Annotated in this window: 12 protein-coding genes; 8 read left to right on the top strand and 4 right to left on the bottom strand. The window is 30.9% G+C overall.

What is annotated here, in order from left to right:
* The first annotated feature begins 282 nt into the window (after window positions 1-282).
* Genes ACWW38_RS07540 through ACWW38_RS07530 form a run of 3 tightly spaced genes read left to right on the top strand, consistent with a single transcriptional unit; the run spans window position 283 to window position 2,874 of the window.
* Window positions 283-1,605, top strand: a complete 1,323-nt coding sequence (locus ACWW38_RS07540) for an amidohydrolase (RefSeq protein ID WP_456260169.1) — start codon at window positions 283-285, stop codon at window positions 1,603-1,605.
* Window positions 1,606-2,424, top strand: coding sequence for a DUF3100 domain-containing protein (locus ACWW38_RS07535; RefSeq protein ID WP_456260168.1), 819 nt, complete (start codon window positions 1,606-1,608; stop codon window positions 2,422-2,424).
* Between the two features lie 3 nt (window positions 2,425-2,427).
* Window positions 2,428-2,874, top strand: coding sequence for a DUF340 domain-containing protein (locus tag ACWW38_RS07530; RefSeq protein WP_456260167.1), 447 nt, complete (start codon window positions 2,428-2,430; stop codon window positions 2,872-2,874).
* An 84-nt stretch (window positions 2,875-2,958) separates the two neighbouring features.
* Here ACWW38_RS07530 and ACWW38_RS07525 read toward each other — a convergent pair whose 3' ends face one another.
* From ACWW38_RS07525 to ACWW38_RS07510, 4 genes are read right to left on the bottom strand one after another with little or no spacing between them, the layout of a single operon-like run.
* A complete protein-coding gene (locus ACWW38_RS07525; protein WP_456260166.1) occupies window positions 2,959-3,360 on the bottom strand; it encodes a hypothetical protein in 402 nt (133 codons plus the stop codon).
* A gap of 57 nt (window positions 3,361-3,417) precedes the next feature.
* Window positions 3,418-4,608 carry an FAD-binding protein gene (locus ACWW38_RS07520; protein WP_456260165.1) on the bottom strand — a complete coding sequence of 397 codons (1,191 nt, stop codon included), beginning with the start codon at window positions 4,606-4,608 and terminating at the stop codon, window positions 3,418-3,420.
* A 12-nt stretch (window positions 4,609-4,620) separates the two neighbouring features.
* Window positions 4,621-5,412 carry an electron transfer flavoprotein subunit beta/FixA family protein gene (locus tag ACWW38_RS07515; protein ID WP_456260164.1) on the bottom strand — a complete coding sequence of 264 codons (792 nt, stop codon included), beginning with the start codon at window positions 5,410-5,412 and terminating at the stop codon, window positions 4,621-4,623.
* A 9-nt stretch (window positions 5,413-5,421) separates the two neighbouring features.
* A complete protein-coding gene (locus ACWW38_RS07510; RefSeq protein WP_456260163.1) occupies window positions 5,422-6,990 on the bottom strand; it encodes an FAD-binding oxidoreductase in 1,569 nt (522 codons plus the stop codon).
* Between the two features lie 273 nt (window positions 6,991-7,263).
* Here ACWW38_RS07510 and ACWW38_RS07505 point away from each other — a divergent pair, with 273 nt between their 5' ends.
* The 5 genes from ACWW38_RS07505 to ACWW38_RS07485 all read left to right on the top strand — a co-directional run bounded on the left by ACWW38_RS07505 (window position 7,264) and on the right by ACWW38_RS07485 (window position 14,046).
* A complete protein-coding gene (locus ACWW38_RS07505; RefSeq protein WP_456260162.1) occupies window positions 7,264-9,075 on the top strand; it encodes a YceG family protein in 1,812 nt (603 codons plus the stop codon).
* Window positions 9,076-9,200: 125 nt separating this feature from the next.
* On the top strand, window positions 9,201-10,478 hold the full coding sequence (locus ACWW38_RS07500) for an MASE3 domain-containing sensor histidine kinase (RefSeq protein ID WP_456260161.1): 1,278 nt from the start codon (window positions 9,201-9,203) through the stop codon (window positions 10,476-10,478).
* Window positions 10,479-11,169: 691 nt separating this feature from the next.
* Window positions 11,170-12,432 carry a substrate-binding domain-containing protein gene (locus ACWW38_RS07495; RefSeq protein ID WP_456260160.1) on the top strand — a complete coding sequence of 421 codons (1,263 nt, stop codon included), beginning with the start codon at window positions 11,170-11,172 and terminating at the stop codon, window positions 12,430-12,432.
* Window positions 12,433-12,589: 157 nt separating this feature from the next.
* Window positions 12,590-13,348: an ABC transporter ATP-binding protein gene (locus ACWW38_RS07490; protein WP_456260159.1), complete on the top strand. Its 759-nt coding sequence runs from the start codon at window positions 12,590-12,592 to the stop codon at window positions 13,346-13,348.
* Entirely contained in the window at window positions 13,345-14,046 is a 702-nt protein-coding gene (locus tag ACWW38_RS07485; protein WP_456260158.1) for an ABC transporter ATP-binding protein, read from the top strand. The genes ACWW38_RS07490 and ACWW38_RS07485 overlap by 4 nt, the downstream gene beginning before the upstream one ends.
* The last annotated feature ends 4 nt before the right edge of the window (window positions 14,047-14,050 follow it).

Below are 14,050 nucleotides of genomic sequence, written 5' to 3'. Positions count from 1 at the left end.
TTGTCATAAATTCTTGGTATTTTTACATTGAATTAAATTAAATTACAAAAAATATACGTTTTATTGCATAAAATTACAAATAGGAAAAAATATTCGCGAATAGTAAATAGGGTAAAACTCGATAAATTTAACATATATTTAATAAATGTGGTATAATAAACACGTATAAAGTTTAATAATTTGCATAAGTATGCATATTATTAAACATGGGGTTTTATATAGCTTTATGGGTGCGTTTTACAAAAGAGAAAATAATTTATTAAATTTAAGGAGGGGATAACTTTGGAAAAGGAAGATATGAAACAATTAGTATGCAAGACTATTGAGGAAAATGCATACAAAATTGTAGCTTTGGCCAAGGATATAGAAAAGGATCCAGAGCTAGGTTATAAAGAAGTAAAAACTTCTGAGAAGGTTTGTAGTTTTATGAAGGAATTAAATTTAAACTACAAAAATAATTTAGCATTAACTGGAGTAAAAGGGAGGCTTAAGGAAAAGGCTAGCGGGCCTAACGTTGCTATATTAGGAGAGCTAGACGGAGTAATATGTTTTGACAGCCCAAATGCAGACAAAGAAACAGGAGCATCTCACACATGTGGACACAACTTACAAGTTTCTGCAATGCTAGGGGCCGCACTAGGATTAAAGTTATCAGGCATCGAAGAAAGTTTATGTGGTAATGTAACTTTTATGGCAGTACCATCAGAAGAATATATAGAGATAGAGTACAGAAATAAGTTAAGAGAAGAGGGGAAAATACATTTCCTAGCTGGCAAACAAGAATTAATATACCAAGGTGAATTTGATGATGTGGACATTGCTATGATGTTTCATTCATTAAAAAATTGTCCAAGACCTACAGTAGCTATTGGGGATAGCAGCAATGGTTTCTTAGGTAAAACAATAGAATATGTAGGTAAAGCAGCACATGCAGCAGAGGCACCCCACGAAGGAGTAAATGCACTAAATGCAGCAATGCTTGGAATGATGGGAATAAACGCTCTGAGAGAAACATTTAGAGATGAAGACTCAATAAGAGTTCATCCTATAATTACAAAAGGAGGAGATACTGTAAACAGCGTTCCTGCTGATGTAAGAATGGAGACTTATGTAAGAGCTAAAACAGTAGAAGCTATAAAAAATACCAATGAAAAGGTAGACAGAGCATTATTAGGTGGAGGATATGCTATAGGAGCAAAGACTATAATAAATACTATTCCAGGACATCTTCCTTTAAAATGTTCATCAAAATTAAATAGTTTATTTAAAGGTAATGCTGAAAGATTACTTACAGAAGAACAAATAATAGATAGTGGTCATTTTGCAGCTTCAACTGATATGGGGGACGTATCAAACTTGATACCATCTATACATCCTTTCATAGGAGGAGTTTCAGGAAATCTTCATACAAAAGATTTTAAAGTAGAAGATTACGATGCGGCTCTAATTTTACCAGCTAAGCTTATGGCAATGACTATAATAGACTTATTATATAGTAATGCAGAAGCGGCAAAAGAAGTTATAGATTCTTATGAGCCTACTTTTAAGAGTAAGGACGAATATATAGAGTTTTTAGAAGGATGTTTTGAAAGGAAGGTGCAGTAAATGAAAAATTGGAAAAATCATATTATTGTCCTTATACTAGTTATTATTGCAGAACTTATAGGAGTAATAAAATTTAAAGTTGGACCAGGAACGTTAGTATTCTTACCAATGCTTTATGCACTTATTATAGGTATATTCCTAGGACCTAAATTTTTAAAGTTAGTAAATGATAAAGATATGAAAGAGGCAGGTACTCTAATTACAATTTCATTAATGCTTCTTATGGCAAGATACGGAACATTAATTGGACCTACTCTTCCTAAAATAATAAAATCAAGTCCTGCATTAATACTACAAGAGTTCGGAAATATTGGTACTGTATTTTTAGGAGTACCTCTAGCAATATTCTTAGGATTAAAACGTGAATCCATAGGAGCAGCTCACTCTATTGCCCGTGAACCTAATGTCGCTTTAATAAGTGATATTTACGGTTTAGAAGGAGATGAAGGAAAAGGTGTTATGGGAGTATATATTTGTGGTACTGTTTTTGGAACAGTATTCTTCGGACTATTAGCTAGCTTTTGTGCAGCTTATACTCCACTTCACCCATATGCTCTTGCAATGGCATCAGGAGTAGGTAGTGCAAGTATGATGACTGCTGCTGTTGGATCATTAAGTGCTATGTTCCCAAGTATGCAAGAAACTCTAGCTGCCTTTGGGGCTGCAAGTAATATGTTATCAGGGCTAGATGGACTTTATATGTCACTGTTTATTGCTCTTCCTTTAACTGAATGGCTTTACAGGAAAATGTACAGAGTGAAATACGGTGTCCAGGCTCCGGAAGTCAAAAAGAAAAAAGAAACTTCTAAGGAGGCTTAATATATGAAAATTAAAGATTCTTTATTTATACTTATATTGATGGGAATTTTATCTTTAGTGGCAAATATGGTAGGCCCTAAAAATAATATAATAGATGCACTTCCAGGAATGGCTATACTTGTATTAATAGCTATTTTAGGAATTGTTTTAGCCAAGATAATTCCAGGAAAAATACCTGCTGTAGCTTACATAGTTACCTTAGCATGTATTTTAACCTATCCTGGAGTTCCAGGAGCAACAACAATTTCAAAGTATATGGCAAAGGTAGATTTTTTAAGTTTAACTACTCCAATACTTGCATATGTAGGTATTTCTATAGGAAAAGATTTAGACAGCTTTAAAAAATCTGGTTGGAGAATAATTATAGTATCTTGTTTTGTATTCGTAGGAACTTATTTAGGTTCAGCTATTATAGCTCAAGTTATTTTAAAGGCCTTAGGGCAGATATAATATTAAAAATAAAAAGCTCTTTCAGCTGCTTTAAGCAGCTGGGAGAGCTTTTATTAAAGTTAAAGGTCATTAGGAAATTTTATATTAGTAGCATATAAAACTGTCAATTCTTCTTAAATCTATTCCGAAGTAAACCCATCTATAACCCATCCATCTGTAACCGGATAAAGATCTTCTGCCTACATAGGTAACCCATGCCCAGAAAGATCTTCCGTTATCCAGCCAAATATATACATATCTAAACATGCATCGCCTTATTGAGCCTGGATCAACAGCCTTTACCCCTGGTTGAGCTTTAGTTTGAGCTTTTGAAGGTGTAAAAGATGGTGGTGGACCCATAGGAGGTCTACCAGATGGGCCACCTGCGCCTCCCCCTGGAGCTCCTGAAGGTGGCATTCCAGGAGGTCCAAATGGAGGGCCACCTCCTGGTGGAAGTTGACGATAGAAAAATTGACTAGGTATCAAATAATAATCATAAGGATACAAAGTTTTACACTCCTTTTAAGTATTACAATACATGATATGTATTATAAGCCTAAGAGGTTAATATAATTTTCCCTTAAATTTTTTTATTAGAGATGGAAGTACTTTTTCTATATCTCCAATAATTCCGTAATTTGCAATCTTGAAAATAGGAGCATCAGGATCTTTATTTATTGCAATTATAGTATCAGAAGATGATATACCAGCTAAATGCTGAATTGCTCCTGAAATACCGCAAGCAAAATAAAATTTAGGAGAAACAGTTTTACCAGTCTGTCCAATTTGATGACTATAATCAATCCAACCTTCATCAACTGCTCCGCGAGATGCCCCAATTTTAGCCTTTAGTACTTCTGCTAACTCTTCAATTAACTTCATATTTGTAATATCTCCTATTCCTCTTCCAGCTGCCACTATTATTTCAGCGTCTTCTAGATTTAAACTTTCACTAGGAAAAGCACACACATCTAAAACCTTTAATTTAGTAGAAGTAGGTATATAAATATTAGGCTTTATAACCTGGCCTGGTTTGTTATAATCAGGTTCTATCGCCTTCATAACTTTAGGACGAACAGTAGCCATTTGAGGTCTATGATTAGGGCAAACAATTGTAGCCATTAAGTTTCCGCCAAAGGCAGGTCTAGTTTGAAGAAGAATTTTTTTGTCTAAATCTATTTCAAGTATAGTACAATCTGCAGTAAGCCCTGTATTAATCTTGGAGGCTATTCGAGGGGCTAAAGATCTTCCATAAGCCGTAGCTCCAAATAGCATTATATCTGGTTTATATTTTTTTATTAAATCTGATATTATATGAGCATAACTTTCGTCATTATACTTGCTTAATATTGGATTATCTACACAGTATACATAATCAGCACCGTAAGCTATAAGTTCCTTTGAAGCTTTATCTAGGTTTTCACCAAGTATAACTGCATAAATATTTGTATTTAAGTCTTTAGCTAATCTTGTAGCTTCACCTAAAAGTTCAAAAGCTACATTTTCTACAGTGCCAGCATTTTGTTCTGCAAAGACCCAGATACCTCTATATTGTGAAGTGTCAACTCCACCAGACTGATCTCTTACTAACTCTATAGCATTAAATTTACACTTACTTACACAAGAGCCGCATAGAGTACAATTATCTAATATTACCGCTTTTTTATCTTTAACTTTTATTGCTCCGAAAGGACATTCATTGACACAGATCTTGCACCCAACGCACTTATCTTTTAATATATTAATACTACTCATTATATACCTCCATTAATCTACTGATAGACCCATAGATAATAGACTATCCACAAGCTTTTCAGATTGTTCTTCAGGTGTTCCTTCTATTATTTCGCTTTTAATGTTATACTCTGGTATAAATGTTCTAACAACCTGTGTAGGAGATCCGTTTAGACCAGTGCATTTATTATCTGCACCTATATCATTAACAGACCAAATAGTCACTTCTTTACAGGCAGCTTCTCTTAAGTTTTTAATAGAAGGAAGACGAGGTACATTTAAGTCTTCTACAACAGTAATAAGAGCTGGAAGGGAAGATTCAATAATTTCATAGCCATTTGCTATAAGCCTTTGGCAGCGGATGTATCCATCTCTTAATTCTTCTATCTTACTTACATAGGTAATATGAGGTATATTTAATTTTTCTGCAAGACTTGGTCCCACTTGTGCAGTATCACCATCAGTAGCTTGTTTGCCGCATATTATAAGATCATAATTTTTAATAGCTTTAATACCCATAGAAAGTGCATAAGAAGTAGCAAGAGAATCAGCTCCGGCAAAGGCTCTATCGCTAAGAAGAAAGGCTTCATCTACTCCAAGAGCCATAGTTTGTTTTAAAAGCGATGCAGTTTGAGGTATTCCCATACTTATAGCAGTGATTTTACCGCTAAAGGCATCTTTTATTTTAATGGCTTCTTCAATAGCATAAGTATCAAAAGGATTTATAATTGATTCAATTCCTTCTCTTATAATGGTATTGGTTTCTTTATTCATTTTCACTTCATTAGTCCCAGGGACTTGTTTAACACATACTATTATGTTCATATCTTTCACCTACTCCTCAAAAAGGTTTCCTCTATTTAATCTGTTTTCAGGGTCAAATAATTTTTTCAAGGCTTTCATTTCTTTTATTCCTTGTTCACCCATCATTTTACCTAATAGAAGTGTTTTTAATTTACCAATACCATGTTCAGCAGAAACAGTTCCACCAACATTTATAACTTCTTCTGCCCAGTTATTATATAATTCCTTGCCTTTAGTATAATCATCTATATTTCTTGGTATTATGTTTACATGAAGATGGTTATTTCCTATATGACCAAATATTACAGATTCTAAATTATAATCTTTTAAAGTACTATTGTATAAATTCATAATTTCCTTAAGCTTTAAATTAGGTACTGCCATATCAGTTCCCAGCTTTGTAAGCCTAGTGTCAGCTTTACGTCTTTCATCAATTAATAGGTTTACTGCTTCAGGAACTGCATGTCTAAAAAATTTAAGCTGGTTCATGGCTTGAGGATTTGTAGCAACCCAAGTATCTTTCTCACTGCCACCACAGCTTTCTATTGCATTCCCAGTATTCATTACCATATTTATAATTTCCTCTTGGCTATCTCCGTGATATTCAATATAAACAGCTGTATGAAAATGTAGAGGTAATTCTAATAACTTTGAGAAAGCTGGATTTACTTGTCTCTCTTTTCTAAGTAAATCCAGTGCATTGTGGTTAAAAAATTCTACTGCTGCAGGTAGAGAATTTTCTCTGAATTTTTCAATAAATTCTAAGGAGTCTTCTTCATTATTGAAGAAAGCTGTTATGCCATAAATAGATTTAGGTTCTTTTAAAAGTTTTAATTCCATTTCACTTATAATTCCTAGGGTACCATCTGAACCTATAAAAAGATCTAATAAATCCATGTCTTGCTTTACATAATATCCAGAAGCGTTTTTAACTTGTGGCATATGGTATTTTGGAATAGTACCATTAATTGTTTTGCCGGAATCAGTTTTAATAGAGAATATACCTTTATTTGATATATCTCTTTCCCTCTTTAAGGTTACAGTGCTACCGTCAATTAAAATTACACGTATCTCTTGTATATGGTTTCTAGTTGGTCCATATTTAAATGAACAGGCTCCAGAAGCATTGCAAGCTGCCATTCCACCTATTGATGCAGTAGTTTCTGTGGGATCAGGAGAAAAAAAGTAAGTCTGGGAACTTTTCAATCTTTCTAAAGCATCAAGAGATTCTTTGCTCCAATTTTCAGTGTCAAATTCCCGTTTCTTTAGCATTTCTTTAATTTCTGATAATAAAACACCTGGTTGTACCCTAAGAAAAAATGTGTCTAGTCTATCATCATATCGAAGTCCTAATACCTTATTCATTCTACTTAAGTTTAATATATGTCCACCATTAGGAACTGCTCCAGCAGCTATACCAGTACGTGCTCCCTGGAGGGTTACTAAAGTTTTATTTATCTTAAGAGATTCTAGTATATCTATAATTTCAAATTCATTTTTAGGAAAAGAAATAGATTCAGCATTTCCAACTTTTCTAGATTCATCCCTAAGATAGTCTTGATGTTCTTTTTCTACTTTCTTTATAAGAACATTAACCATTTTAATTGCCCCCTTTTGTTTAATTTTCTAAATAAAATGCCCCAAAAATGTTCTAAATATTACATTATATTTGTATTTTGAAATTAAGTATAACTTAAATTGCAAAATTTTTAAAGTTAATTTCCAATATCAAATTAAATTTTATATAAATGAAGACGAGTATAAAATAGAATATTAAAAATGTAGTTAAAATCAAGAGTTTATAATAATAAAAAGCTTAGTTATATTTTAGATGATCTAATGAGGATTAATTTAGCTAAGGAGGCATTAAATATGATTAATACCCAAAAGGCTATAGGGACGTCTATTCAGGTTTCAGAAGATGTGCTGACAGATTTTTTTATGCCTATTAGTAAAAGAAAAGGCAAAACTAAAAATAAGTCACATGTAATTCCCATATATTTTTATAGGTATATAGGGTCAGAAAAAAATGAAGAATTATATCATAAAGAACTAAAAGAATTGGATGAAAAATTATTGAATTTAGGTGGTTTATACAGAAGATTTATATCTCCACTACCTAATATAGTGGACAATCAGATATTAGGAAAAATATACCCTGTGTTTGAAGCATACAATGATAAAAATTTTTCTTCAGATAGTCTGGAGGAGATTCTTAACTTATTAATAAAAAATAATATACTTCCAAAATTGAATAATAAAATAATAGATTATTCAATTGAAAAAAGTTTCAAGCAAGTTATAGAAACATACTTTAATAATGAAAAGGTTATAAGTCTAACGCTAATAAAAAATTTTATAATAAAGTTGGGGACATGGATAAATAAATTTGTACCTAGCTTATTAAAAGAGTTTAATCTTAGCAACGTTTGGACTAAAGAAATAAATAATCCAAAAGTTTTATATTATGGAGATATAAAAAAACATGAAATTTACTTTTTAATATTTTTATCTAAATTAGGCTGTGATGTCTTATATATCAATTCCTTAGAAGATAAGTATTTTCCTCAAATAGATATGGATAATCAGTATTCAAAAGTAATAAAACATTCAAAATGCTTTAGATTAAAAGAGTTTCCTAAAAATAATATAGAAAGATCAATAAATAACATAGAAATACCAGTAAATAATATTAAAAAATTAGAGCCTAAAATGAGTAGAGGAAAGCTAGAACCTGTAAAAATTCAGCCATCTATAAATATCAATTGTAATGAAAGTCAGCTAAATAAAGCAGAAAAGTCTTTTGAGGAGCTTGCTAGATTATCTACATCTACAGTTATGATTAAGAAATATGATAAAGAAGACAAGGTTATAGGAACAGGCTCAGGAGTAGTTATAAATAATAAAGGACTCATAATAACCAATTTCCATGTTATAAAAAATGGTACTTATTTTGGAATTATTTTTGAGGATGTAAAGGAAGAATTTTATACATATACCGTAGTTAATTGGGACGTAGAAAGAGATTTAGCTTTGATTAAAATTAGTTTGTCAACAACTGCTATTCAAATGGATGTATATGGTGAAGTAAGAAGAGGACAAAAGGTAGTGGCCATTGGAAGTCCATTAGGTTTAATGAATACAATATCAGATGGTATTGTATCAGGATTTAGAAGGTCAGAAGTTGAAGACTTTATACAAATTACTGCACCTATATCACCAGGCAGTTCAGGAGGAGCGTTATTTAATATGTATGGTGAATTAATAGGTATAACATCAGCCGGATATGTAGAAGGACAAAATATCAATTTAGCAATACCAATAAAATATGTTTATAGATTATTACAAGAGGAGTTCACAAAAATAAATGAAGAAATTATGGATAGATGTTCTTATTTCAAATTTCATAATTTTATATTACATTTTGATGGATTCTTTAGATATACTAAAGATAATTTATATAAAATAAGTTTATATAGATTTGAATATAGTGAATATGACTTTTATACATTAACTAAGCAATATGGGTTTAAAAGTTCTGTAGAAAATTTTTACATAGAAATTATAAGCCATATAGCTAAAGAGTACAATTTAAACAAAATAGAATTTGAAATTGGATCTGAAAACTACATTTTTTCATATACATATGATAACAATATAATAAAAAATAAATACTGGAAATAAGACTAATATACAGTCTTAATCGTCATTTTATAAATTATTTATTATATATTTTAAAATAACTGATTGACATATAAATCTAGGTAATTTAAATTATATTTAGAATATTTTTCAAGGAGATATAGAAAATGGAGATTGAGTCTTGTGATAATGATGAAATTTTAAAGCTTAGGAAATATGTAATGGAATTAGAGGAAAGACTCAATGAGACTGAATATAATTATAAAAGTCTTATTGAGTTTTTACCAGATGTCATATTTTTAAGTAAAAAGAATAAGATACTTTTTACTAATAATAAAGGTATAGAGCTTATAGGAGCAAAGACTAAAGATGAAATAATAGGTAGAGGTGTATTGGAGTTTATACATCCGGATTATAGATATGGAGTCATGGAGGGAATAAATGATATTATTACTAAAGGTAATGAATGTAATTTAAAAGAGCAGATGTTAATTAAATTAGATGGAAGTTTTTTAGATGTAGAGATGAAATCAATTTTGCTGCATATAAATAAAGAGAATATAGGAGTTACAATAGTAAGAGATATTACAGAAAGAAAAAGGGTAGAAGAGGTTTTGAAGGAAAGTGAAGCGGAAAATGAAATTAACAAACTCAAAACAGAGTTTTTTGCTAACATTTCTCATGAGTTAAGGACACCGCTAAATGTAATATTAGGATCTCAACAGCTAATAGCCTTATATTTAAAAAATCATGAAATACTAAAGATGAATTCAGAAAAAGTGGACAAGCATCTTGCAATCCTAAAGCAAAATTGTAATAGGTTGCTTAGAATAATTAATAATCTTATTGATATCACAAGAATTGATTCAGGATTTTTTGAACTTAACTTAGGTAATTATAATATTGTAAATATTGTTGAAGATATAACTTTATCAGTAGCTGAGTACATAGAAAGTAAGGGTATAGAACTTATATTTGATACAGAAATAGAGGAAAAGATTATTTCCTGTGATCCAGATAAAATTGAAAGAATAATACTAAATCTTCTTTCAAATGCTATAAAGTTTACTAGAGATAGAGATAAAATAAATGTAAATATATATGATAAAAAAAATACTGTGCTAATATCTGTAAAGGATACTGGAGTAGGAATTCCAGATGACAAGTTAAGTACAATATTTGATAGGTTTAGGCAGGTAGATAGTTCATTTACTAGAAAAAGAGAGGGAAGCGGAATAGGATTAGCTTTAGTAAAATCACTTGTAGAAATGCATGAAGGGAATATAAGTGTAAAAAGCGAGTATGGAAAAGGCAGTGAATTTATAATAGAACTTCCAGCAAAAAAGTTGGAAGGAGCTTTTATAGAAGAAAATAAAGATATAAACATAGGACAGGAAAAAGTAGAAAGAATAAAGATTGAATTTTCTGACATATATTCTATATAGAATGTAAAATATTGAGACAGGCTATACTTTTTTATAATGGTCTATTATTAATTTGATATTTTAGAAAAATATATTTTTATATTTATGATTTATGAGTTTATAAATTTATAATAAATAACTTATAAGTATACTTTATGGAAGGCCATTGCGTGAAGTAACTTATTTTTTTTGCAAATTTAATTACATAAAAATACAGTTATTACACAATGTTGAATAAACCTATAAAATTTATTTCAATTTTAGTAATTTGATATATTAAATCTGTAGCAAAATATTACATATGTACAGGAATATTACACTTAGTCTGTAAAAAAAATATATAAATCTTGAATTTTGTTAATTTGAAGTTTGGCATGGTATTTGCGAAATAGAAGAATTAAGACTTAATTTTATTTCTTCAGGAAGAATATACCTAAATCTCATTCTTCCGGATTTATTTAAACGTCCATTGAATACGTTTTCCAATTAAGACAATATATTTTATTAAAGCTTAAATGTGTAGCTTATCAAAGTGTTTAGAAAGTGGAAAGTGTTGTTAAATGGTACTGCTATTATAATTCTGGCAAAGCAAAAATAATGAAAGGAGGACTTTTTGGTATAAAAACTTGAAAGAATGACTTTATTGGAATTAGACGTAAGAGTTAATTGTTAGTGTGGGAGTGTACAAGAGTATATACAAGGGGGGATTTTAATGAAAAGATATGGTAAGCTTACAGCTTTAATATTAAGTAGTGTAATGGTATTTTCTGCATTATCACTTACAGGCTGTGGTAAGAAAGACGATTCAGCAGCAACTAATGGAACAAATAAAACTGATACTTCAAAATCAGGAAAGGATCCTATTAAGATAGGAGTATTAACTTCAAAGTCAGGTGTCCTTGAAACTTGGGGAACTGATGAAATAAGAGGTATTGAATTAGGAATAGAGTATGCTACAAACGGTACAAATGAAGTAAACGGACAACCAATACAATTAATTATAGAAGATGATACTTCAACTGCAGGTGTAGCAGTACAAAAAGCTGTTAAATTATTAGAACAAGATAAAGTTCATATGATAACAGGGGGAATTAGTAGTGGTAATGCATTAGCAGTTATGGAGAAAGCTGCTGCAGCAAAAGTACCTTATATAATTGAATCAGCAGCAACTGACGCTATTACAGGGAAAAACTTTAACCCATATACATTTAGAGTAGGTCGTTCATTTAGACAAGTTACTATGGCTGGAGGAGCATATTTAAACAAAGTTGGTAAGACATTCTACGTACTTGCACCAGATAACGTTGCAGGTAAAGATTTCGCAACTGCTTGGAAAACAGATATTGAAGCAGGCGGAGGAAAAGTTGTTGGAGAAGCTTACGCTCCAATAGATTCAACAGACTTTACTTCTTATCTTACTAAGATTAAAGACGCAAAACCAGATGTTTTAGTTATGGTAATAGTAGGAGATAACTTTACATCTAAGTTACCACTTCAAATACAAGAATTAGGAATAAATAAGACTTGTAAATTAGCAGCAGACATAGCTGATATCCCATTCCTTAAGGCTGTAGGTAAAGCAGGAGAAGGATTAATGGGACCAGTAATATACTACAATAACATATTTGATAACAAAGAAAACAAATGGTTTGTTGAGAAATATAAAGAAAAATATAAAGATGTACCAGACTTATTTGCATCATCCGGATTTACAGGTGGAATAGCAATAGTAGAGGGATTAAAGAAGGCTGGCGGAAGTCTTAAAGGTGATGATTTAGTTAAAGCTTTTGAAGGATTAAAGTTTAACAGTGTTAAAGGTGAATACTATATTAGACCACAAGACCACCAAGCTATGCAACCAATACCAGTTGTAGAATTGAAAAAAATCGATAAATCTTATGTAGAACCAAACTTACTAGAATTAGTTCCAAGAGAAAAATTAGAACCACCAATAACTGCACCTGGCAGAAAATAGGATTAATAGTAGTAGAATTCACCAACAAATTTCAGGTGAATTCTACTGTATAATAACATATTTTAATCGAAATTATTAGAATGTTCAGTTAAGTTAAAATTCTAATAGTATATGAGTGGTGCAAACTAAAAAAGTAAACGGGGTGAACTAAAAGGATATGGCGAATAATATTTTAGAGCTTAAAAATGTAAATAAAACCTTCGGTGGACTTGAAGTAATAAAGGATGTAAACCTTGAACTAGAAAGAAATACTTTTAAAACTATAATAGGTCCTAATGGAGCAGGAAAGACAACTCTATATAATCTAATAAGTGGAGCAATGAAGCCAACTAGAGGAGAAATATTTTTTAATGGTGTAAACATAACAGGATTACCACCACACAAAATTACAAATATGGGACTAGGAAGATCATATCAAGTAACTAATATATTTCCTAACTTAACAGTTCATGAAAATATCAGAATTGCTGCTCAATCAAAAGGAAAAAATAATTTTAGAATATTATCTGATTATAAAAAGTTTAAAGAATATATAGATATAGCTGATGAGGTTATAGAAAGAGTAAAGCTATCAGGCAAAGGTAATATGCTAGCAGTTGAACTATCTCATGCTGAACAGAGAAAATTAGAAATTGGCATTCAACTTGCACTAGGTGGAGAGCTTATTTTACTAGATGAACCCACTGCAGGAATATCTCTAGAAGAAGTTCCAGCGTTAATAGATGTTATTGAATCTATTAAAAAGTTAGGAAATAAATCAATACTTTTAATAGAGCATAAGATAAACATCATCATGAGAATATCAGACACTATAGCTGTACTACACGGCGGTGTAATCATAGCAGATGATACACCAGAAAAAATTAAGCAAAATGTAGCAGTACAAAAGGCATACTTGGGAGGAGGAGCACTATGAAGAATATATTAGAGTTGAAAGATGTACAAACTTATATAGGTCAGTTCCACATACTTTCAGGTGTTAGTCTTGAGATTGAACAAGGAAAAGCAACAGTAATATTAGGAAGAAATGGTGCAGGTAAGACTACTACACTAGAAACAATAATGGGATTAAGACCTGCTTCTTCTGGACAAATCGTTCTTGATGGAGAAGATATAACTAAGCTGAAGGATTATCAAATTCCAAAAAAAGGAATAGGTTATGTCCCAGAAGATAGAGAAGTTTTTTCTGATCTTACTGTAGAGGAAAACTTAGTAATTGCTTCAAGAGATAAAAGTGTTTATCAAAAAAAATTAGATTTCGTATTTGAATTATTTCCAGATATGAAGAAATATTTTAAACATAAAAGTAGAATATTAAGCGGCGGACAACAACAAATGCTTTCAATATCAAGATCACTTATTAATGATAATAAGGTTATCTTAATTGATGAGCCATCAAAAGGTTTAGCACCTTTAATAATTGAAGATTTAATAGATAAAATTAATGAAATAAAGAAAACAAATACCATTATTATGGTTGAACAAAATTTTGACATGGCTACTCGAATAGGTGATGTATTTTATATAGTAGATGACGGAAAAACAGTGTATAGGAGCGGGAGAGAAGATATTTTATACAATGAGGAAGTTAAGACTAAATATTTAGGAATATGATTGG

The organism is Clostridium sp. JNZ J1-5, assembly GCF_053901425.1.
The sequence above is the reverse complement of the archived record's forward strand: the minus strand, read 5'-3'. Positions and strand labels throughout refer to the sequence as shown.

Coding starts and splice junctions, on each gene's coding strand:
- ACWW38_RS07535 (WP_456260168.1), top strand. CDS start 1,606: ATGAAAAATTGGAAAAATCATATTATTGTCCTTATACTAGTTATTATT.
- ACWW38_RS07530 (WP_456260167.1), top strand. CDS start 2,428: ATGAAAATTAAAGATTCTTTATTTATACTTATATTGATGGGAATTTTA.
- ACWW38_RS07520 (WP_456260165.1), bottom strand. CDS start 4,608: ATGAGTAGTATTAATATATTAAAAGATAAGTGCGTTGGGTGCAAGATC.
- ACWW38_RS07515 (WP_456260164.1), bottom strand. CDS start 5,412: ATGAACATAATAGTATGTGTTAAACAAGTCCCTGGGACTAATGAAGTG.
- ACWW38_RS07510 (WP_456260163.1), bottom strand. CDS start 6,990: ATGGTTAATGTTCTTATAAAGAAAGTAGAAAAAGAACATCAAGACTAT.
- ACWW38_RS07505 (WP_456260162.1), top strand. CDS start 7,264: ATGATTAATACCCAAAAGGCTATAGGGACGTCTATTCAGGTTTCAGAA.
- ACWW38_RS07500 (WP_456260161.1), top strand. CDS start 9,201: ATGGAGATTGAGTCTTGTGATAATGATGAAATTTTAAAGCTTAGGAAA.
- ACWW38_RS07495 (WP_456260160.1), top strand. CDS start 11,170: ATGAAAAGATATGGTAAGCTTACAGCTTTAATATTAAGTAGTGTAATG.
- ACWW38_RS07490 (WP_456260159.1), top strand. CDS start 12,590: ATGGCGAATAATATTTTAGAGCTTAAAAATGTAAATAAAACCTTCGGT.
- ACWW38_RS07485 (WP_456260158.1), top strand. CDS start 13,345: ATGAAGAATATATTAGAGTTGAAAGATGTACAAACTTATATAGGTCAG.